This window comes from Paraperlucidibaca baekdonensis (genome assembly GCF_003387535.1).
GTDB lineage: Bacteria > Pseudomonadota > Gammaproteobacteria > Pseudomonadales > Moraxellaceae > Perlucidibaca > Perlucidibaca baekdonensis.
Genome location: NZ_QUNR01000004.1, coordinates 267,944 through 288,955 on the forward strand (window position 1 = coordinate 267,944; position 21,012 = coordinate 288,955).

Genomic DNA, 21,012 nt, shown 5'->3' on the forward strand with positions numbered 1-21,012 from the left:
TCAATAAATGAGAATCACTATCGTTGCATATCTATCCATGCCCTCATTAAAAAAAGCCCCGATCAGATCAGTGAATGGGGCTTTTTTTAAAACGCTATATCAGCCCGGTACGCGTACCCAGCCTTCCATCAAAATACGCGCACTGCGGCTCATGATGGCTTTCGTCACCGTCCATTGGCCATTAACTTGAGTGGCCGCCGCACCCACGCGTAGCACGCCCGAGGGATGGCCAAAGCACACCGACTCACGCGCCCCACCACCGGCGGCGACATTAACCAAGGTGCCAGGAATCGCCGCCGCCGTGGCAATCGCCACTGAAGCTGTACCCATCATGGCGTGATGCAGCTTACCCATCGACATGGCGCGCACGAGCAGATCAATGTCGCCGGCCTGAATGGTTTTACCGCTCGACGCCACATAGTCTGCTGCCGGTGCCACAAAGGCGATTTTCGGCGTGTGTTGGCGGCTCGCGGCCTCCTCTGGCGTCTTGATCAAGCCCATGCGCAAGGCTCCTGCAATGCGCAGCGACTCAAGACGCGCCAGTGCTTTTGCGTCGCCATTGATGGCCTCGCGCAGCTCGCGCCCGGTGTAGCCAATATCGGCGGCATTGACAAACACGGTGGGAATGCCAGCACTGATCATCGTGGCCTTGAGCTTGCCACCGGCAACGACATCCTCTGGCACGTCGAGTTCATCGACCAAATTGCCGGTCGGGAACATTGAGCTATCTTCGCCATCATCCGATGGATCCATGAACTCCAGCACAATTTCAGCCGCCGGAAAGGTCACGCCATCGAGCTCAAAATCACCGGTCTCTTGCACCTGGCCATTGCTTATCGGCACATGAGCAATGATGGTTTTTTTGATATTGGCCTGCCAAATACGCACCACGCAGATACCGTTTTCCGGTACGCGCGCAGCGTCGACCAAGCCAGCATGTAGCGCAAATGCACCGGCCGCCGTGGATAAATTACCGCAGTTGCCGCTCCAATCGACAAAGGCTTTATCGATAGCGACTTGGCCATAGAGATAGTCGACGTCGTGATCGGGCTGCGTACTTTTCGAGACGATCACGCATTTGCTCGTGCTCGATGTCGCACCACCCATGCCATCGATATGCGCGGCATAGGGGTCGGGACTGCCGATCACACGCATAAACAGTTGGTCACGCGCTTCACCGGGTACTTGGCAGCTCGCCGGTAAATCTTGCCGGCTGAAAAATACGCCCTTGGAGGTGCCGCCACGAATATACGTGGCGGGGATTTTGATTTGAGGCGTCATCATACGGCGGTCGCTTTTAAGAAGTCTTTGGCGAAGCGCTGCAACATGCCGCCGGCGGCATAAACCGAGACTTCATCGTCGGAGTCTAAGCGGCAAGTCATTGGCACGCGCACGCTTTCACCGCTGCGACGATTGATCACCAAAGTCATCTCAGCACCGGGAGCGCACTCGCCTTCCACATCGAAGGTTTCCGTACCATCAATGCCGAGTGTGAGGCGTGTGGTGCCGGCCTTAAACTGCAATGGCAACACGCCCATGCCGAGTAAGTTGGTGCGGTGAATACGCTCAAAGCCTTCCGCCGCAATGACCTCAACACCGGCCAAGCGAACGCCTTTCGCCGCCCAATCGCGCGATGAGCCTTGGCCATAATCGGCACCGGCAACAATAATCAGCGGCTGCTTGCGCTCCATATAGGTCTCAATGGCTTCCCACATGCGCGTGACTTTGCCTTCTGGCTCAATACGCGCCAACGAGCCTTGACGCACCTCGCCATTGGCATCGCGCACCATCTCATTGAGCAATTTGGGGTTGGCAAATGTGGCACGCTGCGCCGTGAGGTGATCGCCGCGATGGGTGGCGTAGGAGTTAAAGTCTTCCTCCGGCACCTTCATTTTGTGCAAGTACTCACCGGCCGCCGAGTCCATCATGATCGCATTTGAGGGCGACAAATGGTCGGTGGTGATGTTATCGGGCAGCACCGCCAACGCGCGCATACCGGTCATGGTGCGCTCACCAGCCAGGGCGCCTTCCCAATACGGCGGACGGCGAATATAGGTGCTCATTTCACGCCAGTCATACAGCGGTGAATCGGCGCGCTCGCTGTCTTTCTTTTCAAACATCGGAATATAAATATCGTTGAACTGCGACGGCTTCACCGACTGCGCCACAATGGCATCGATTTCTTCATCGGATGGCCAAATGTCATGCAAACGAATCTCTTTGCCATCGGCGACACCCAAGACATCTTTCTCGATATCAAAGCGCACGGTGCCGGCAATCGCGTAGGCCACCACGAGCGGTGGTGAGGCCAGGAATGCCTGTTTCGCGTAGGGATGAATGCGTCCGTCGAAGTTGCGGTTACCCGACAGCACCGCCGTGGCGTAGAGATCACGATCGATAATTTCTTGCTGAATCACCGGATCGAGCGCGCCCGACATGCCATTACAGGTGGTGCAGGCAAAGGCCACGATACCGAAGCCGAGGTCTTCTAGGTCCTCGAGCAAGCCGGCATCTTTCAAATACAACTCAACGACTTTCGAGCCTGGCGCTAATGAGGACTTCACCCACGGTTTACGCGTTAGGCCGAGCTTGCGGGCGTTACGCGCAATCAAGCCGGCGGCAATCACGTTGCGTGGGTTTGAGGTATTGGTGCAGCTGGTAATGGCCGCAATGATGACCGCGCCATCGGGCATTTGGCCGTCGGCCTCTTGCGCTTGCGCTTTGTCGTAATCAACGGCAATACCGCGCTCGGCCAAAGCCGACACGGGCAAGCGTTTATGCGGGTTCGATGGCCCGGCCATATTGCGCACCACACTCGATAAATCGAAGCTCAGCACGCGCTCATGCACGGCGCTGCTGAGGCTATCAGCCCAGAAGCCGGCCTGCTTCGCGTAGGTCTCAACGAGTGCCACTTGCTCATCGCTGCGGCCAGTCAGACGTAGATAAATCAGCGTTTGCTCATCGATCGAGAACATCGCCGCGGTAGCGCCATACTCAGGCGCCATATTGGTGATGGTGGCGCGGTCGCCGATGGTCAGGCCCGGCACGCCTTCGCCATAAAACTCCAAATACGCGCCGACGACTTTTTGCTGACGCAAAAACTCAGTCAGAGCCAAGACAATATCGGTCGCGGTGATGCCGGGTTGGCGCTTGCCGGTCAGCTCAACGCCGACCATTTCTGGCGTACGCATCATCGACGGGCGACCGAGCATGACATTTTCAGCTTCTAGGCCACCCACACCGACCGCGATGACACCAAGAGCATCGACATGAGGCGTGTGCGAGTCGGTGCCCACGCAGGTATCGGGAAAGGCCACGCCATCGTGGTTATGCACAACAGGCGACATTTTCTCGAGATTGATTTGGTGCATGATGCCGTTGCCGGCCGGGATCACATCGATATTATCGAAAGCGGTTTTGCTCCACTCAATAAAATGGAAACGGTCTTCGTTGCGGCGCTCTTCAATGTCGCGGTTTTTCTGAAATGCATCGGGGTCAGCACCACCACATTCCACGGCCAGCGAGTGGTCAACAATCAGCTGCACCGGCACCACAGGATTGACTTTTGATGGGTCACCGCCCTGCTCGGCAATGGCATCGCGCAGGCCAGCGAGATCGACCAAGGCGGTTTGCCCCAAGATATCGTGGCAAACCACACGCGCCGGGAACCACGGAAAATCACGATCACGGCGACGCTCAATGAGCTGCGTTAAGCAATCATTAACAATGGCAGGATCGGCTTTACGCACGATGTTTTCGGCATGAACGCGCGCCACATACGGCAGGCCATCCCAAGCACCGGGCTTGATGGCATCGACGGCGGCACGGGCATCGAAATACTCGAGTGCGGTGCCGGCTAAGGGTTTGCGAAATTCGTTATTCATAAGAGCTCTCGTATTAATAATGCGCTGAGCGGCGCTGGGCATTGGTATTTAGCAAAACGCCCCGCCCTCTATCGAGAGCAGGGTTGAGCATGCCGCATGAACTTATTTGCGGTCTTTAATGGGCACAAATTTCTGATCTTCAGGGCCGGTGTAGTTGGCGCTGGGACGAATAATCTTGCCATCAATGCGCTGCTCGATGACGTGCGCCGACCAACCGCTGGTACGCGCCATAACAAACAACGGCGTAAACATATCCGTTGGAATACCCATCATGTGATAGCTCACGGCCGAGAACCAATCGAGGTTGGGAAACATCTTTTTCGCATCCCACATGGTGGCTTCCAAGCGCTCCGCGATGTCGTACATTTTCATATTCGACTGCTCTTCGGAGAGCTCTTTCGCCACCTGCTTGATGACTTTGTTGCGTGGGTCGGAGACGGTATAGACCGGGTGGCCAAAGCCAATCACCACTTCTTTGCGCTCCACACGGGCACGGATATCGGCCTCAGCTTCATCGGGATTGTCATAGCGCTTCTGAATTTCAAAGGCAACTTCATTGGCACCGCCATGCTTTGGCCCACGCAACGCGCCAATGCCACCACAAATGGCCGAGAACATATCAGAGCCAGTGCCGGCCACCACGCGTGAGGTAAAGGTCGAGGCGTTGAACTCGTGCTCAGCGTACAAAATCAGCGAGGTGTGCATGGCACGAACCCAGCTCTCGCGTGGCGCTTCGCCGTGCAGCAAATGCAAGAAATGGCCGCCAATGGAGTCGTCGTCGGTTTCCACATCGATGCAATTGCCGTTGTAAGCGAAGTGGTACCAGTACAGCAGCATGGAACCTAAGCAGGCCATGAGCTTGTCGGCAATATCGCGTGCGCCAGGATGGTTATGATCTTCTTTCTCAGGCTTCACGCAGCCTAATACCGACACGCCGGTGCGCATCACATCCATGGGATGAGCCGATGGCGGCAGCTGCTCGAGCGCAACTTTCACCGCCGCTGGCAAGCCGCGCAGGGCTTTTAATTTGGCTTTATAACCGGCCAGTTCGGCGGCATTTGGCAGTTTGCCATGCACCAATAAATGCGCGACTTCTTCAAACTCGCTGGTGGTCGCCAGATCAAGGATGTCATAGCCACGATAGGCCAGATCATTGCCAGTGCGGCCCACGGTGCACAGCGCGGTATTACCGGCAGCGGTGCCTGACAGCGCGACAGATTTTTTGGGTTTAGGCAGGGTGCTTTTAACGTCAGTCATGGTCAGACTCCTTATTTATTTTGAGAAAATAGCTGATCGATTTTGTCTTCGTAGCTGTGATAGTTGAGGAATTCGTAGAGCTCTTTGCGCTGCTGCATGGTTTCTAAGACATTGACCTGTGTGCCTTCTTTGCGCACCGACTCATAAACAGCGAGCGCGGCTTTTTGCATGGCGCGCGTGCCCGACAAGGGGTATAGCACCATGCTGATGCCCTGCTCGCCGAGCTCTTGGGTGGTGTAGTACGGCGTGTCACCAAACTCCGTGATATTGGCCAACACCGGCACATTGACGGCGTCGCAGACTTGGCGATACATGGTGATGTCGGTCATGGCTTCGGCGAAAATGGCGTCGGCGCCGGCCTCCACATAGGCACTGATGCGATCAATCACACCATTTAAGCCTTCTTTTTGCAGCGAGTCGGTACGCGCCATCACGACAAAATCGCTGTCGGTTTTGGCGTCGACAGCGGCCTTCACGCGATCAACCATCTCGCCAACGGGCACGATTTCTTTATTGGGGCGATGACCACAGCGCTTTTGCGCGACTTGATCTTCGATGTGGACAGCGGCCACACCGGCACGAATCATTTCGGTCACCGTGCGCGAAATATTGAACGCCCCGCCCCAGCCGGTGTCGATATCCACGAGTAGCGGCGTATCGGTGACGCTGGTGATGCGACGCGCGTCAATCAGCACATCTTCTAATGAGGTCAGGCCAAGATCGGGCAAGCCATAGGAGTAATTCGCCACCCCAGCGCCAGACAAATAAATCGCTTTATAGCCGACTTTGGTGGCCATCATGGCGGCATAGGCATTGACCGTGCCCATAACCTGTAATGGCTTTTCGCTGGCAATGGCGTCGCGAAAACGACGACCTGCTGAGTGACTGTGTGAATGATCGTGGCAAGCCATTTAGGCGCTCCTGACCGGAGAATCCGGCGTAGTAGTGGTGGATGATTTTGCAGAGGCATCTGGGCCTGAGCGTTTAGAAAGCGTGGGGTCGAGCTTGGCCGAGCCGGCTGGCGGCACACGCGCGGCAATATTGGCGCGCGCGGTGGCAATGTGGCGGCGCATCAGAAATTCAGCAAGCTCGCCATCGCGCGCTTCAATGGCGTCGAGGATGCGCTGATGCTCAGCCAAGGCCTGCTGGGGGCGGCCCTCGGTAATGGAAAACTGACCGCGATAAATGCGCACACGATGATACAGCTCGCCACACAGCATATTAATCAGCACAGCATTATGGCTGCCGTGAATCACACGGTAATGAAAGTCCACGTTGCCTTCTTCTTGGATATACACGCGACCATCATGCTCAGCAATTTGCTCGGCATGCTTGACGAGCAGCGCCTTTAATTCAGCAATTTCAGCATCGGGCATGTGTTGCGCGGCTAAGCGACACGCGAGCCCTTCGAGGGTTTCGCGGACTTCATAAATTTGCAGCAGCTCTTCGAGCGAGAGCGCCATGATGCGCACCCCCACATGCGGAATCCGCGTGATCAGCTGCCGGCCCTCTAAGCGCCGCAATGCCTCGCGCAATGGCCCGCGCGAGACACCATAGCGCGCCGCCAACTCAGCCTCTGAAATACGCGCGCCAGCGGCCAAATCACCGCGCACAATGGCCTCTTGCATGAGCGCAAAGACACGATCGGCGAGCGTGGTGCGCGCCAGCGGTGATTCAGCAGCAATGTCGGGAGGAACTGGCATGCATATTGTCTACAATCTCTGCAATGACCGAACCTTATCTCGCGAAAACTCAAGCGTCAATAGCTATCAAGCCAATGCTAATTGATTGTAGACAAAGCAAAGCGCTACTTTTGTCTACAATCAAGGCGGACTGAGTTTTAGCGCAGTGTCTCGGGATACACCGGCAACGTCGCCATGGCTTGCGGATCATGGGCAGGAATGAAGGTGATCTGTGGAAACTGCTGCGCAATTGCCACCACATGGCTCAGTCCCTGGCGCACCGCATCGGTATCCTCATCAATAAGCCTGCGCGCAATCCAAGGCTTTTCGGCCAGCTCAGTAATGCCATCAAGCTGCCAAACCAAATCGCCCAGTAATGCCAAGCGTTGACCCGAGGGCAAGCTCAAAAACACCAACACCGATCCCGGCGAATGCCCGGGCGCGGGCACTAACACCACACTGCCATCGCCCCAGACATCAAACTGCTGGGCAAAACCTAAGTAAGGCTTGTCGGTAAAGGCATAGCTTTTTAAGCGCCCTGCCGTGAGCTGCTGGGCCAATTGCGAGGCCTCGTGACCGCTGGCAATAAAGGCCTGCTCCGAGCTCGGCACCAATATCGGCGTTTTTGGCAGGCTATCGAGACCACTAACATGGTCCCAATGCGCGTGTGTCAGCACCACGCCCGCTAAACTATTGATGTCATAAGCCGCGGCGCTGAGCTGATCGGCAACAGGCGTGCCTTTGTCATACTCGGTGGTGAGCTGCATGAGCAATGGTAGCAGCTTGACCTGTGCATCAACCTCACGACCAAAGCCCGTATCAATCAGCAAATCGCCGCGTGGATGTTGGACTAATACGGCGGTCATGCTGAAGTCGCGGGGCTCCATAGGATTGCCGCCGCGAAATGCCAGCATGGCCGATGAATGCATGACACCGGTGGGAAGCGCGCTCACGCGCATGGACTCGGGCGGTGAAGCCGCAGGGAGTCTATCGGGCAAAGTCACGGACTGCGGTGAGATCGACCACGGCAAAAAGCTGCTACCGAATAAAACAAGTACTACGATCAGCAACCATCGAGTCCAACGCCACATAGACACTCCGTTTTTTTGTTTTCGTTAAGGGCAAACGACCTTAGCATGTCGACGCAATAAGTTTGACCATTTGCTTATCGCTAAGCCTAAATTGACGCGCAAAGTCTAGTAAGCTCTGCCTTTTATATCCCCGCATATCAAGGTTCAGACACACAAAACATGATGAACACCCCACCAAAATTGCTCTCTGTTGCGCCCATGATGGATTGGACCACGCGCCATGCGCGCAATTTTTTGCGCCTATGCAGTCCCCAGGCGCGGCTTTACACCGAAATGGTCACCACACAGGCCTTGGTTTTTGGTGATATTCCCCGCCACTTGCGCTTTGAAGCACTCGAGCACCCGATTGCGCTGCAACTCGGTGGCAGCGATATCAACGATCTAGTGCATTGTGCCAAGCTCGGTGAAGACTGGGGCTACGACGAGATCAACCTCAATGTTGGCTGCCCGTCGGACCGTGTTCAGCAAGGCCGCATTGGTGCTTGTTTAATGGCTGAGCCGGCTCATGTCGCCGATGCATTAGCCGCCATGCAAGCCGCCGTGCGCGTGCCGGTGACAGTCAAGCACCGCATAGGCATTGATGGCCTCGAGCACATTGACGACCTACTTAATTTTGTTGATACGGTCGCTGCGCAAGGCTGTCAGCACTTTATTGTGCATGCGCGCATTGCCATTTTGGCGGGCTTGAGCCCGAAGGAAAATCGTGAGGTGCCACCGCTGCGCTACGATGATGTCTATCGCCTGAAAGCGCTAAGGCCAAATCTGACCGTCGAAATCAATGGCGGCATTAAAACCGTGGCTGAGATTGCCCAGCATTGGCAACATACCGATGGCGTGATGATTGGTCGTGAGGCCTATCAAAATCCCTACCTATTGGTCGAGGCACAACGCTTGTGGGGCACCACTGAGCTACCATCACGCGGCGATATTATTCGTGCTTATGAGCCATTTGTGGCGCGTGAACTGGCCGATGGTGTGCCACTGAAACAGATGACGCGGCATATTTTGGGCCTATTTCATGGCCAAGCCGGCGGCCGGCGTTATCGCCAAATGTTGAGCAATTTAGCCCCAGATGCTGGGCTTGAAGCATTACAGGCGGCGCTTGCTGCCACTGGAGAACACTGAACATGGCCAACCCACTAGAACAATTAATGGCTTGCACGACGGTGGTTGCCGACACCGGCGACATCGATAGCATCATCCGCCTGAAGCCGGTCGATGCCACGACCAACCCCTCGCTGATTTTAAAAGCGGCCAATACGCCACAGTACGCGGCACTGATCAATCAGGCCTTGGCCCCGATTAAACAGCGGCCAACAGCCGAGCAATTACCGGCGGCGCTTGAGGCTGTCTCGGTTGCTTTTGGCGCGGAGATTCTCAAGCATATTCCTGGTGTGATTTCGACAGAGGTCGATGCGCGCTACTCATTTGATATCGCCGCCACGCTTGCGCAAGCACGACGCGTCATTGCGCAATACCGTGCGTTGGGCGTTGGCCGCGAGCGCGTATTGGTGAAAATCGCCAGTACCTGGGAAGGCATTTGCGCCGCCCGCTTACTCGAACAAGAAGGTATTTGCTGCAACCTTACGTTGCTATTTAGTTTCGCGCAGGCACAAGCAGCGGCCGAGGCCAATGCCACCTTAATTTCACCATTTGTTGGGCGCATCCTGGATTGGTACGCCGCGAAAACTGGTGAGACTTACACGCCAACGACTGACCCGGGCGTGTGCTCGGTAAAAGCCATTTATGATTACTACAAGGCCGTTGGCCACGAGACTATTGTGATGGGCGCGAGCTTTCGCAATACCGGCGAAATCCGCGCACTCGCTGGATGCGACAAACTCACCATTGGGCCTGCGTTGCTTGATGCGCTGGCTCTGGAGTCTGAGGCGCTGTTCGCGCAGCTCAGTGCTGAGCAGGTCAACCCACGCCCGCGCCTGGCGGCGCTGACCGAGGCGCAATTTCGCTGGCAGCTCAATAATGATGCCATGGCTACCGAAAAGCTCGCCGAAGGTATTCGATTATTTGCGGCTGATTTGGAAAAGCTTGAGATAGTCTTGCTAGCAAAGCTCGCGCATTAAACGCGGCCGCGCTGGCGCTTAATCGCGGCAGCGCTTCTCACTCTCGAGGGCATCGACCAAACTGCGAAACGCCTGCGAATTGGACTCGTTCAAGCTCATCAGTGTGCGGTGCGCGTCAATGACCTGCTGCGCAACCGCATCCTCACTAATATCTCCGCTGCTCGGCAGCTCATCTAAGCCGCTGCTCAGTGCCGATGTGGTGTGCAACATACGAAACACGGTGTTGAAGCCCATGCTTAATAAAATGCGCTCAATATCGGGATTAATGCACAGTAGCACTGGCCGACCCAGGCCACGTTGCTTCAGCACAACCGCAATGCGCGCCAATAAGCCCAACGCGGTGGAATCAATGGATTCGGTGGCCGTGAGATCAATGAGGACCGCACGAAGCGCTTCGTCGTGTTTGATATGTTGCTCAACGAACGTTTCTAACGCCGTGCACGTGGGCACGCGCACGTCACCAACGAGTTTTAAAACATACGTGCCGTTGAGCACGGCGTATTGCATCTTGCAGGCGTCCATGGTCACTCGTCGCGCGTAATCATCAGTAGCGCAATATCATCGGGCAGGTCTTTTGCAGAGGGCAAACCTAAGCGCATGTTTAAGGCCTCAAAATCATGTGTAGCAGCAGCAACGTGCGCCTGAAGTAGCGCTTCTTTACTGGGCAAATCACCCGTTGGCATAATCTCTAGGATACCATCGGAAAGCGCGATAATGGAAAATTGCGGCGCTAAAGCGATCTCATGCTCTTCAAATTGCGCATCAGCAAATAAGCCCAGCGGCAAACCACTGCCCACCAACGGCGTGACCTCACCATGTTGGCATAAAAATGCCGGTGGATAATGCGCAGCCAGAGCGTAGGTTAAGGTGTTATTTGTGGTGTCAATAACGCCACAAAATACGGTGAGATGCTTGCCGGTTTCCAAGGCACGAAGTTCTTCATTCATGGCATGCATGAGCTTAGCTGGTGACAGCAGCGAGACCTTGGTGCGCTTCTCAAAATGTCGGCGGATGCGGTTTGTCAGGGTCTTCAAAAATACCGTAACAAAAGCGCTTGAGGCGCCATGACCTGAGACATCCGCCAAGTAAAACGCCGTACGGCCTGGCCCTAGGCTGAAGTAATCAACAAAGTCACCCGACAAATACAGCGACGGCAAAATGACATGACTGAGCGTTAAGCCATTGGTTTCGTGTGGCGTTGGGGGCAGTAATTTACTTTGTACCTGACGGCCAGCGCGCTGATCGTACTCGAGTAGCTGTAAGCTTTTTTGCAATCGCGCATTGCTGTCTTCTAACGCGGCGCGGTAATGCTGGTTCTCAAGTCGCAATGAGCGCCGCTCTAAAGCACGTTGCACAGATAAATGCAGAATATCTTCATTGAGCATGGACTTCACCAGGAAGTCACTGGCGCCCTCTTGCAATGCCGATACAGCTTGGTCAAGCGTGGCAGACTCGGTCACCACAATCAGCGATGTTTCGGGCAAATCATCCAATAGTGCTCGCAGCAGGGACATGCCAGTCGCGGTGGGCTGGTTCAGCTCACCCAAGACCAACGATGGCTCAAGCTGTTTGGCTAGCACCAAGCCACTATCGGCATCGGCAGCCATATGAACGGTATGGCCATCTTGGCGCAGCCACTCACTGAGCCGGCGCGTTTGAGATTCATCGCCCTCAATAACCAGGACAGGTCCTGGTGGCACATATTTCATTATTCGGCAGGTCCAGTCTCAGGACCGAAGCTATCATCTAAAAAGGGATCAGACTCCACCACGCCATCGGCGATATCAAAAGCGCGCGTTTGCAGGTAATACTCACGAATAAAGCGGTAGCGGTCGCCTTCCACGAGGCGTTCAGCTGAAAGTAAATCAGCGCGTGTATCGAGTAAGTTTAGGCCTAAGATGCCATAAGCGGCATCGCGGCTGATGTGTGCGCGAGGGTCGGCTGGGGCATCCGCAAAGCGTCCAAAGAAGTCGCGTACCGTGCTTGGCCCAAGCAAAGGCAACATTATATAGGGCCCCTGACCAACGCCCCAAACGGCTAGGGTCTGACCGAAGTCTTCATTCGTGCGTGGCATGCCCATTTTGGCGCCAACATCAAAGAACCCGCCCAGGCCAAGGGTGGTGTTAAACATCAAGCGCGACATGGTAGCTGCCGCCGCTGCAGGCTTGCCTTGCAGAAGCTCATTGACCAAGGTGATGGGCGACAACAAGTTGTTTAAAAACCGGCTAATGCCGTCATCGACAGGCTGAGGCGTTATGGCTTGGTAGGCTTGAGCAGCAGGTTTTGCCACATAACGATCAATGACATCATTGAAGCGATACACGCCGCGGTTAAAACCCTCCCACGGGTCACTGCTTTCGGCAACAGCAGCAGATGGTAGTAACGCAACACAGGCGCACGCAGCCAGTAATAATCGAGTCATCATGAGCTAAATCCTTGTAATGCAATCGTTAGCAGCGCCGAACCACAACGCTACCAATCGAATATCCGGCGCCGAATGAGCAAATCACGCCAGCGTCTCCCACCGCAAAGTCCTCTCGGTGCCGATGAAATGCAATAATCGACCCCGCCGAACTGGTGTTGGCAAACTCATCTAAAATAACCGGCGCATCGGTGCGATTAAATTCACGACCCAATACCCGTTTGGCGATCAACTCATTCATGCTGAGGTTGGCCTGATGCAACCACAAACGCTTCAAGTCTGGCACCGATAAACCGCAATCGCCGCTGTGCGCGAGAATTTGCTCGGCAACCATGGGGCAGACTTCCTTAAAGACTTTGCGCCCTTCTTGCTTAAAGAGCTTGTCACGGGCATCAACACCGGAGGCGTCACAGCGGTTTAAAAAGCCAAAATTATTACGAATAGCCGATGAGAATTGCGTGTGTAAGCGCGTACCGAGCACCTCAAAGGCACCATCGACTTGGCAGGTATCGGCCGCCTCGACCACTATCGCCGTGGCCACATCACCAAAAATGAAATGGCAATCGCGATCGCGCCATTCTAAATGTGCCGAGGTAATTTCTGGGCTAACGACAATCATGCAGCGCGCTGAGCCACCACGCACGGCATCAACCGCTGCCTGCAAGCCAAACGTGGCTGAGGAGCACGCCACATTCATATCGTAAGCAAAGCCGCCGGCACCCAAGGCTTGCTGAATTTCAATCGCCACCGCCGGATAAGCGCGCTGCATATTGGAGCAAGCCACGATGATGCCGTCGATATCGGCAACCGTTTTGCCGGCATTCGCCAGCGCATCACGCACGGCGGCAACGCCAATCTCAGCCTGAATACCCAGCTCGTCGTTGGCGCGCTCAGGAATCACTGGATACATGCGCTCGGGGTCAATAACGCCCGATTTATTGATGACGTAACGCGACTTGATACCCGAGGCCTTCTCAATAAACTCAACACTCGAAGGCGCGAGTGCAGTCACTTCGCCTCGTGAAATAGCATCGGCATAGCTGGCGTTGTATCGCTCAACATAGGCATTAAATGAAGTCACAAGCTCGGCATTTGAAACCGACTCGCTAGGCGTAAACAAGCCGGTACCGCTGATTACTACTTTTTGCATAACGCCCTCAAAACACACATAAAATGCCAGAAAATATGGCTTGAATAATTAAAAACATAAATCAGTGTATCTCAGCGCGCTAACGCATACCACGATCGATGCGACTAAATAAATAACAGCGCTTACTGCGTTAATGTCTGCCAAAGCTTACTTAAGCGTTTTGCGGAAACTGGCTCAGCCGTTTTCATTGGTTGTGCAAATAACGAAATACGATACTCCTCAAGCAACCAGCGATACACAGCAAGCGCCTCACTATCGCCACCGCGCGCCTCGGTCCGCTCCAACAAGGCTGTCCATTGCTGCCAAAGCGCCTGTAACTCTGCACTGGCACGATCATCGCGCACAACGTTATGCGGCAGCTTCTCCAAACGCATCGATAAGGCCTGCAAATAGCGCTCATAATGCTGCCAACGTGACACTGGCCAATGCTGCATAAAGCCAGCAAAATCATACGCATCGAGTTGACACTGCATATCTTTTACAGCCAATGAATACACTGGTTGGGTAAGCGAATCGAGCTGCCGATAAGCCTCATGTGCCAAGCGATAAATAGCGCTCACGCATGGCAAAAGTGTCAAGGCAGTTGGCACCAAACGCGCACGAATGCGCGGCAGTATTTGCTGAAAATCGCTATGCGTGCGTGGCAGGTCATCGGCTAATAGTTGCGCAATAATACCCAGCATAAACTGTTGCTCAAGTGCTGCAGGCGCAAGCCATTTTGCCGACTGTAAGAGCAAGCCCGGTGATTTTTTCATGGCGGCGGCAATGGTTTTTTGCTCACTGGCACAGGCTTGTCGTAAGAGCTCCGCCACGCCCATTTCATGTGCACGTTGCGCCTGCGCGGCATTGGCCATGAGCTTCAGCGCCAAGCCCTGTGGGCCCAGCTGCAAAGCCGGATAGGCGCGTGCTGGCAGGCCATCGACATCGGTATCAATGGCCTCGGGCAAGTCGGGAAAGTCCCATTTGCTAATCCCTGAGCGCTCCCATTGGCGGCGAGTCTCCGGCGCACTGCCAGTGGCAGCCTCGGGTTGGCGTGCCAGCAAAGCGCGCAAACGCGCGAGATCACGGCCCTTGGCCAAGACTTGGCGACTCGCACCAATCACCGCCATATTGACGAGAAAATGCGGTGCCAGCGCGACTTCAGCCCAAATGGCTCGCTCAATCACTACCCCGCGTTGGCGCAATGCCGCCGACAGCGCTGAAATTAAGCTGCCCTCAGCAAAGCTCAGCTGATCCATGAGCTGGCGTGCGGTATCGGGCAATGGCACGAGCTGGCGACGATACGCCTTGGGCAGCCCACGCAGCAGCGCCTCAACTTTATCGGTCACTAAGCCCGGCACCAGCCAATCCAAGCGCTCCTCGCTGACCTCATGCAATAACCCCGCGGGAATGCGCAAAGTCACGCCATCATCATCGTGTCCTGGCTCAAAGTGATAGCTCAGCGCTAAGCCATGACCGGCAATCGCCATGGTGTCGGGAAAGTCAGTCTCGGTATGCTCATCGGCGGCGCGCGCCAGGACTTCCTCGGCGGTCAGAAACAACACCTGTGGCTGACTTTTTTCAATGCGATGACGCCAGTCTTCAAAGGTTTTCTGGCTGGCGACATCGGCGGGGATGCGTTGCTCATAAAAGCTAAAAAGCGTGTGCTCATCGACCAATAAATCGCGCCGCCGGGTTTTGTCTTCAATGCGCGTAACATCGTCGATGAGCGCTTGGTTATGCTGCAAAAACGCCGCTTTAATGCTGATGTCGCCGGTTACTAGCGCATCGCGAATGAAAATTTCACGCGCCTCAGGTTTGGCAATCGGCTCGTAATTGACTAAGCGCCGCGAATGTAAAATCAAGCCAAAGAGCGCCGACTGTTCATAGGCCATTACCCGGCCTTGCTTGCGCCGCCAATGCGGCTCGGCATAGCTGCGCTTGAGCCAGGGCTGCGCAATATGCTCAATCCATTCTGGCGTGATTTTCGCGACCATGCGCAAATACACGCGGTGGGTCTCCACCAACTCCGCCGCCATAATCCACGGGGAGCCTTTTTTACTGAGCACGGAGCCGGGAAAAATTAAGGCCTTCTGATTGCGCGGCGCTAAGTATTCGCGCTCATCGGTTTTATGGGCTATCTGCGAGAGCAGACCGGTAAGCATGGCGCGATGCACGGGCTCATAGGGCGCGGCTTGCTGATTGATTTTCAAGCCCATGCGCTCGCATTGCTGGGTGAGCTGACGATAGGTCTCGCGCCATTCGCGCAAGCGCATCCACGAGAGAAAATGCTTGCGGGCAAATTCGCGGCGCTGACGCTCGGTGAGCGCCGATTTTTGCTCAGCCAAGACCTGCCAAAGATTCACGAAAAATAAAAAGTCGGAGTCTTCATGGCGAAATTGCGCGTGACGCTCATCGGCGGCCTGCTGCTTGTCGTGTGGGCGCTCACGCGGATCTTGTACCGAGAGCGCCGCAACAATCACCAACACTTCATGCAGCGCGCCCAAGGGCGCCGCAGCGATGACCATGCGCGCGAGTCTCGGATCGAGCGGCAGCTGGGCGATTTGTCGGCCCACTGACGTGATGCGCAAACTGCTATCGAGCGCACCGAGCTCATCGAGCAGGCGCAGACCATCGTTGACCAAGCGGCTATCGGGCCGATCTAAAAACGGAAAATCATCGATGTTGCCGAGCTTGAGCAGCTGCATTTGCAAAATCACGGCAGCCAAATTTGTCCGCTGAATCTCAGGGTCAGTAAACTCGCGGCGGCTGATAAAATCGGCCTCGCTATAGAGCCGAATACAAAGGCCCGGCGCAATCCGACCACAGCGACCAGCGCGCTGATTGGCACTGGCCTGCGAAACCGCCTCAATGGGCAAGCGCTGCACCTTCGAGCGATACGAATAGCGGCTGATGCGGGCAAAGCCGGGATCAATAACAAAGTGAATATTGGGCACGGTGAGCGAGGTTTCAGCAACGTTGGTGGCAATGACAATGCGCCGCCCCGCTCCGCGCGAAAATACCTTCTGTTGCTCTGCCACCGATAAGCGCGAATACAGCGGCAAGATCTCGCAATGCGGCGGGCCAAAGCGGCGCAGATTCTCAGCAAGTTGACGAATTTCGCGCTCGCTGCTGGCAAACACCAAAATATCGCCGCTGGAACGTTTGTGCTCGCGCTCATAGGCGATGCAGCGGTCTACAGCCTCCACCACCGCGCGCGGCAAGGCCTCTTCGATGAGCTCATAGCCATCGTCTTCATTGCCAGCCGACGGCTCAAGACTGATCGGCGCATAGACCATCTCGACCGGATAACTTCGGCCCTCAACAATAAACACCGGCGCATCGGTAAAGTGCTGACTAAAGCGCGCCACATCGATGGTGGCCGAGGTAATGATGACGCGCAAATCCGGGCGCTTAGGCAGCAGCGTTTTCAAAAAGCCAAGCAAAAAGTCGATGTTTAGGCTGCGCTCATGCGCCTCGTCAATAATCAGCGTGTCGTAGGCACGCAACAGACGATCGCGTGCAAGCTCGGCGAGCAAGACGCCGTCGGTCATCACTTTGAGGTAAGTTTGCGCGGCTGTGTGGTCGCTAAAGCGCACTTTAAAGCCGACGCCCTGGCCCAGCGGCGTGCCCAGTTCATCCGCAATACGTTGCGCTACGGTGCGCGCGGCAATTCGGCGCGGCTGCGTATGACCGATCATGCCTGCCCGACCACGCCCCGCCGCGAGGCAGATTTTAGGTAGCTGCGTGGTTTTACCCGAGCCGGTCTCGCCCGCCACAATAATCACTTGATGGCGCTCAATCGCCGCCTGCAAGCGCTCGCGCTCAGCGAGTACCGGCAGGTCAGCAGACCAATCAATAGTCTCGGGAATTAAACGCGCAGGAACAACCGGCTGGGACAAAACACGACCTCATCACGTGGTGATGCTTCGCGGATAGCGGAGCAAAAAAAAGAGCAGCACATGCTACCCTTTTTTTCGTTGCTAGCCGATGCGCCAGCGTTTACTGATCGCGCAACTCGCGGCGCAAAATTTTACCAACATTGGTTTTCGGCAAATCGGCACGGAAGGCAATGGAGCGCGGCACTTTGTAGCCCGTTAAGTTGGCGCGCAAATGCGACATCAGCTCATCTTCGCTGAGGGCAGGATCTTTACGCACCACAAATAGCTTCACGACCTCGCCCGATTTTTCATCCGGAATGCCCACCGCAGCAGCCTCCAAGACGCCGGCATGACTCGCCGCCACGTCTTCAATCTCATTCGGGTAGACATTGAAGCCGGAGACTAAAATCATGTCCTTTTTACGATCGACAATGCGCAAATAACCATCGGGCTGAATCACCGCCACATCGCCCGTTTTCAACCAGCCATCTGCCGTAATGGTCTCGGCAGTCGCTTCTGGCCGCTGCCAATAGCCCTTCATGACCTGCGGGCCGCGCACACAGAGCTCACCTGCCTCACCGAGCGGCAGATCTTCGCCGTCATCGGAAATGATTTTGAGCTCGGTGCTTGGCACCGGCATGCCAATGGTGCCGAGCTGGATGCGCGATAACGGATTGAGCGTGACCACTGGCGAGGTCTCGGTCATGCCAAAGCCTTCGCAAATTTTGCAGCCGGTGATCTCCTCCCATTGCTCAGCAGGCTTGATTTGCATGGCCATGCCGCCGGCTACGGTGAGTTTGAGCGCTTTAAAACTGAGTTTATGGAAATCTTCGTTGTTCATCAGCGAGACAAACAATGTGTTGAGGCCGGCCATGGCAGTAAAGCGCCATTGCCCCAACTCTTTCACAAACGCCGGGATATCACGCGGGTTGGTGATCAATACCGTGTGGCCGCCGAGCTCCATCATGCCGAGGCAGCACACCGTAAAGGCGAAGATATGATAGAGCGGCAATGGCGCAATCATGATCTCTTTGCCGGGCTCAAATGTGGAGGTCAGCACAGCGCGAATCTGCAGCAGGTTGGCCACTAGGTTGGCATTGGTAAGCATGGCGCCTTTCGACAAGCCCGTGGTGCCACCCGTGTATTGCAGCACCGCTAATTCATCGGGGCTCGCGGTGTGATCGACCGGTGGGCGGGCACGGCCTTTTGCCAATGCTTTATTCAGCATAATCGAGCCGGGCAAGGCGTACTCGGGCACCATTTTTTTAATGTGTTTGACCGCCGCATTGACCAGCCAGCGCTTCGGTGCCGGCAGCATATCGGCTAAATCGGTGACAATGACCTGCTCAATGCCGGTCTGCCCCACCACCGCTTGGGCCATAGCACCAAAGTTCGATAGCACCACCAGGGCCTTGGCGCCAGAATCATTGAATTGATGCAGCATCTCGCGCTCGGTGTAGAGCGGGTTGGTATTGACCACCACGAGGCCGGCGCGCATGGCACCGAAAACCACCACCGGGTATTGCAAGACATTGGGCATTTGCACGGCAATGCGATCGCCGGCTTGTAAGTTGGTGTGATGCTGAATATAAGACGCGAAATTAGCACTTAAGCGATCAATATCACCATACGTGAGCGTGCAACTCATATTGGAAAACGCGGGCGCATCGGCAAAGCGGTGGCAGGCCTCGTGAAACACCTCAAGCACGGAACTATAGGCCTGCGTATCAATGCGAAAGGGAATATTTTCCGGGTATTTGTCTTTCCAAAAATCCGTCAACATGAACATGCTCCAAGCATTTTTTATTATTAATGGTTAACTGCTAAAACACGTGGCCATGCATCAGTGTCATCGGAAAGACCTAACGTGCAGGTATCTGCGGCGGCAACGGCAATGATGCAGGTGCAGGCCAACCACTCATCACGGCGGAAAGCATACACCGAGACACTCTCGCCGGCAGCATATTGTGCTAGCCGTTTATCCCAATTAGCCGCACTGATGCGCCGCTGATCCAAGGCCACCACCACATCGCCCGCCGATAGGCCCGCTTGCGCCGCTGGGCCGGCGGGATCCACCACGCGCAATAGCACACCACCATCGCCGGCCTGTGTGCGTACGCCAAGCGTCACCGCCTGCGCGCTACTGAGCTTGACCTGCACGCCGATATCCTCAAGCAAGCATTGCCACGGTAGCTCTTGCGTGCTGTGCAAGGCCTGCTGCAGAAATACCTCACCGTAGCTGCCCAACAAATCGGTGATGGCTGTTTGAATATCATCTGCACAGATACCCGCTTGCGAACGACCAAAACGCTGCCATAAAGCACGCATAACGGCATCGAGACTGTGCCCCTGGGTGCGCAACATGAGGTCTAAACACAGCGCAATGATCGCGCCTTTAATGTAATAGCTGACCACCACATGCGGCGTATTTTCATTTTGCTGATAGTACTTGGTCCACGCATCAAAGCTCGATGCGCTGACGGTTTGCACAGAGCGGCCCGGGGTTTGCACGTAGCGACTGAGCTGCTGACTCAATAGCGCCGCATAGGCTGGCGCATCAATGACACCGGCGCGCAGCAAGAATTGATCGTCGTAATAGGACGTGATGCCCTCAAAAAACCAGAGCAGCTCGGTATGCGCGGGCTGGCGCAGATTCGGCGCAACCATGACATCGGGTTTCAGGCGTTTAACATTCCAGCTATGAAAATACTCATGGCTGCACAGACCCAACAGCTGCGTATAGCCGGCACTCGGGGCCTCAGGCTCGTTGGCGCTGGGCAGGTCATCGCGGTTACAAATTAAGCTGGTGGAGCTGCGATGCTCCAAGCCGCCATAGCCGGAGCCGACCACGCGAAGCAGAAACAGGTATTCGCTAAATGGCGCCGGGTCTTGGAAAAAGGCGATTTGCGTGGCGCAAATTTTCCTTAAGTCACTGACTAAGCGCGCAAGATCACCGCGATGCACGCCAGTCACGGCCAGCGCATGCGGCACGCCATCCATGTCAAAACGCAGGTAGTCGAAAACGCCGAGCTCCACTGGATGATCAATCAGTTCATCGTAATTGGCGGCGCAATAATCGCCGAAGCCTAAGGCCTCTGCGCCATCACGCGGCAATGTCGTGGCCACGCGCCACGCCTCGGCACCTACTGGCCGCTCAATGCTCACCGATACTGGGCGCTGCTCCTGCCCGCTTACCGCCAAAAACAGCGAGGTGCCATTAAAAAAACCGCCGAATTGATCAAGCAAGGCGGTGCGCACCGACATATCCCAAGCATAAACACGGTAACGCACGCGCAGCAGGCCCTCGACCGGCGCGCAACGCCACGAGGATTTATCGATCGCAGTGATGGCCACCGGCTGATCATCGGCCGTGAATGCGTGTAGCGGCGTGAGATGCCGCGAAAAGTCGCGAATCATGTAGCTGCCGGGAATCCAGTCGGGCAGCCACAGCACTTGACCGGCGGGGTCAGGCTCGGCGATGGTTAAGCAGATATCGAAATAATGTGATGCAGGATGCAGAGAACTCACGCCATAATGAATCGTGTTCTGCATAAATCCTCCATAACAATAATCAGTGATGAGGCA

General features: G+C 55.5%; 15 protein-coding genes. 2 read left to right on the plus strand and 13 right to left on the minus strand.

Features of this window, described 5'->3' with window-relative positions:
- Positions 1–99 precede the first annotated feature (99 nt).
- From prpF to DFR26_RS10115, 6 genes are all read right to left on the minus strand, one after another.
- Positions 100–1,284 (minus strand): 2-methylaconitate cis-trans isomerase PrpF, encoded by a 1,185-nt coding sequence (gene prpF, locus DFR26_RS10090; protein WP_116208838.1) that lies wholly within the window; start codon positions 1,282–1,284, stop codon positions 100–102.
- Positions 1,281–3,884, minus strand: coding sequence for a Fe/S-dependent 2-methylisocitrate dehydratase AcnD (gene acnD, locus DFR26_RS10095; protein WP_116208839.1), 2,604 nt, complete (start codon positions 3,882–3,884; stop codon positions 1,281–1,283). Before acnD ends, prpF begins: the two co-directional genes overlap by 4 nt.
- Before the next feature lie 102 nt (positions 3,885–3,986).
- The gene (prpC, locus tag DFR26_RS10100; protein ID WP_116208840.1) at positions 3,987–5,141 is read right to left on the minus strand and encodes a bifunctional 2-methylcitrate synthase/citrate synthase; all 1,155 of its coding nucleotides are present in this window, start codon (positions 5,139–5,141) and stop codon (positions 3,987–3,989) included.
- A gap of 11 nt (positions 5,142–5,152) precedes the next feature.
- Entirely contained in the window at positions 5,153–6,052 is a 900-nt protein-coding gene (prpB, locus tag DFR26_RS10105; protein WP_116208841.1) for a methylisocitrate lyase, read from the minus strand.
- Entirely contained in the window at positions 6,053–6,844 is a 792-nt protein-coding gene (locus DFR26_RS10110; RefSeq protein ID WP_116208842.1) for a GntR family transcriptional regulator, read from the minus strand.
- Between the two features lie 137 nt (positions 6,845–6,981).
- A complete protein-coding gene (locus DFR26_RS10115) occupies positions 6,982–7,914 on the minus strand; it encodes an MBL fold metallo-hydrolase (RefSeq protein ID WP_116208843.1) in 933 nt (310 codons plus the stop codon).
- Between the two features lie 159 nt (positions 7,915–8,073).
- Here DFR26_RS10115 and dusA point away from each other — a divergent pair, with 159 nt between their 5' ends.
- Together dusA and tal are read left to right on the plus strand one after the other, a co-directional pair.
- A complete protein-coding gene (gene dusA / locus DFR26_RS10120; protein ID WP_116208844.1) occupies positions 8,074–9,039 on the plus strand; it encodes a tRNA dihydrouridine(20/20a) synthase DusA in 966 nt (321 codons plus the stop codon).
- Between the two features lie 2 nt (positions 9,040–9,041).
- Entirely contained in the window at positions 9,042–9,995 is a 954-nt protein-coding gene (tal, locus tag DFR26_RS10125; RefSeq protein WP_116208845.1) for a transaldolase, read from the plus strand.
- An 18-nt stretch (positions 9,996–10,013) separates the two neighbouring features.
- Here tal and DFR26_RS10130 read toward each other — a convergent pair whose 3' ends face one another.
- From DFR26_RS10130 to DFR26_RS10160, 7 genes are all read right to left on the minus strand, one after another.
- Complete coding sequence (locus tag DFR26_RS10130; RefSeq protein WP_116208846.1) at positions 10,014–10,517, minus strand: STAS domain-containing protein; 504 nt, start codon at positions 10,515–10,517, stop codon at positions 10,014–10,016.
- A gap of 2 nt (positions 10,518–10,519) precedes the next feature.
- Positions 10,520–11,704, minus strand: coding sequence for a PP2C family protein-serine/threonine phosphatase (locus tag DFR26_RS10135; RefSeq protein WP_116208847.1), 1,185 nt, complete (start codon positions 11,702–11,704; stop codon positions 10,520–10,522).
- Positions 11,704–12,420 (minus strand): MlaA family lipoprotein, encoded by a 717-nt coding sequence (locus tag DFR26_RS10140; RefSeq protein WP_116208848.1) that lies wholly within the window; start codon positions 12,418–12,420, stop codon positions 11,704–11,706. Before DFR26_RS10140 ends, DFR26_RS10135 begins: the two co-directional genes overlap by 1 nt.
- Before the next feature lie 25 nt (positions 12,421–12,445).
- Positions 12,446–13,567, minus strand: a complete 1,122-nt coding sequence (locus DFR26_RS10145) for a beta-ketoacyl-ACP synthase III (RefSeq protein WP_116208849.1) — start codon at positions 13,565–13,567, stop codon at positions 12,446–12,448.
- Positions 13,568–13,689: 122 nt separating this feature from the next.
- Positions 13,690–17,448: an ATP-dependent RNA helicase HrpA gene (gene hrpA / locus DFR26_RS10150; RefSeq protein WP_116208850.1), complete on the minus strand. Its 3,759-nt coding sequence runs from the start codon at positions 17,446–17,448 to the stop codon at positions 13,690–13,692.
- Between the two features lie 100 nt (positions 17,449–17,548).
- A complete protein-coding gene (locus DFR26_RS10155) occupies positions 17,549–19,207 on the minus strand; it encodes an AMP-binding protein (protein ID WP_425453370.1) in 1,659 nt (552 codons plus the stop codon).
- Positions 19,208–19,236: 29 nt separating this feature from the next.
- Positions 19,237–20,979, minus strand: a complete 1,743-nt coding sequence (locus DFR26_RS10160) for a M61 family metallopeptidase (protein ID WP_116208852.1) — start codon at positions 20,977–20,979, stop codon at positions 19,237–19,239.
- Positions 20,980–21,012 lie beyond the last annotated feature (33 nt).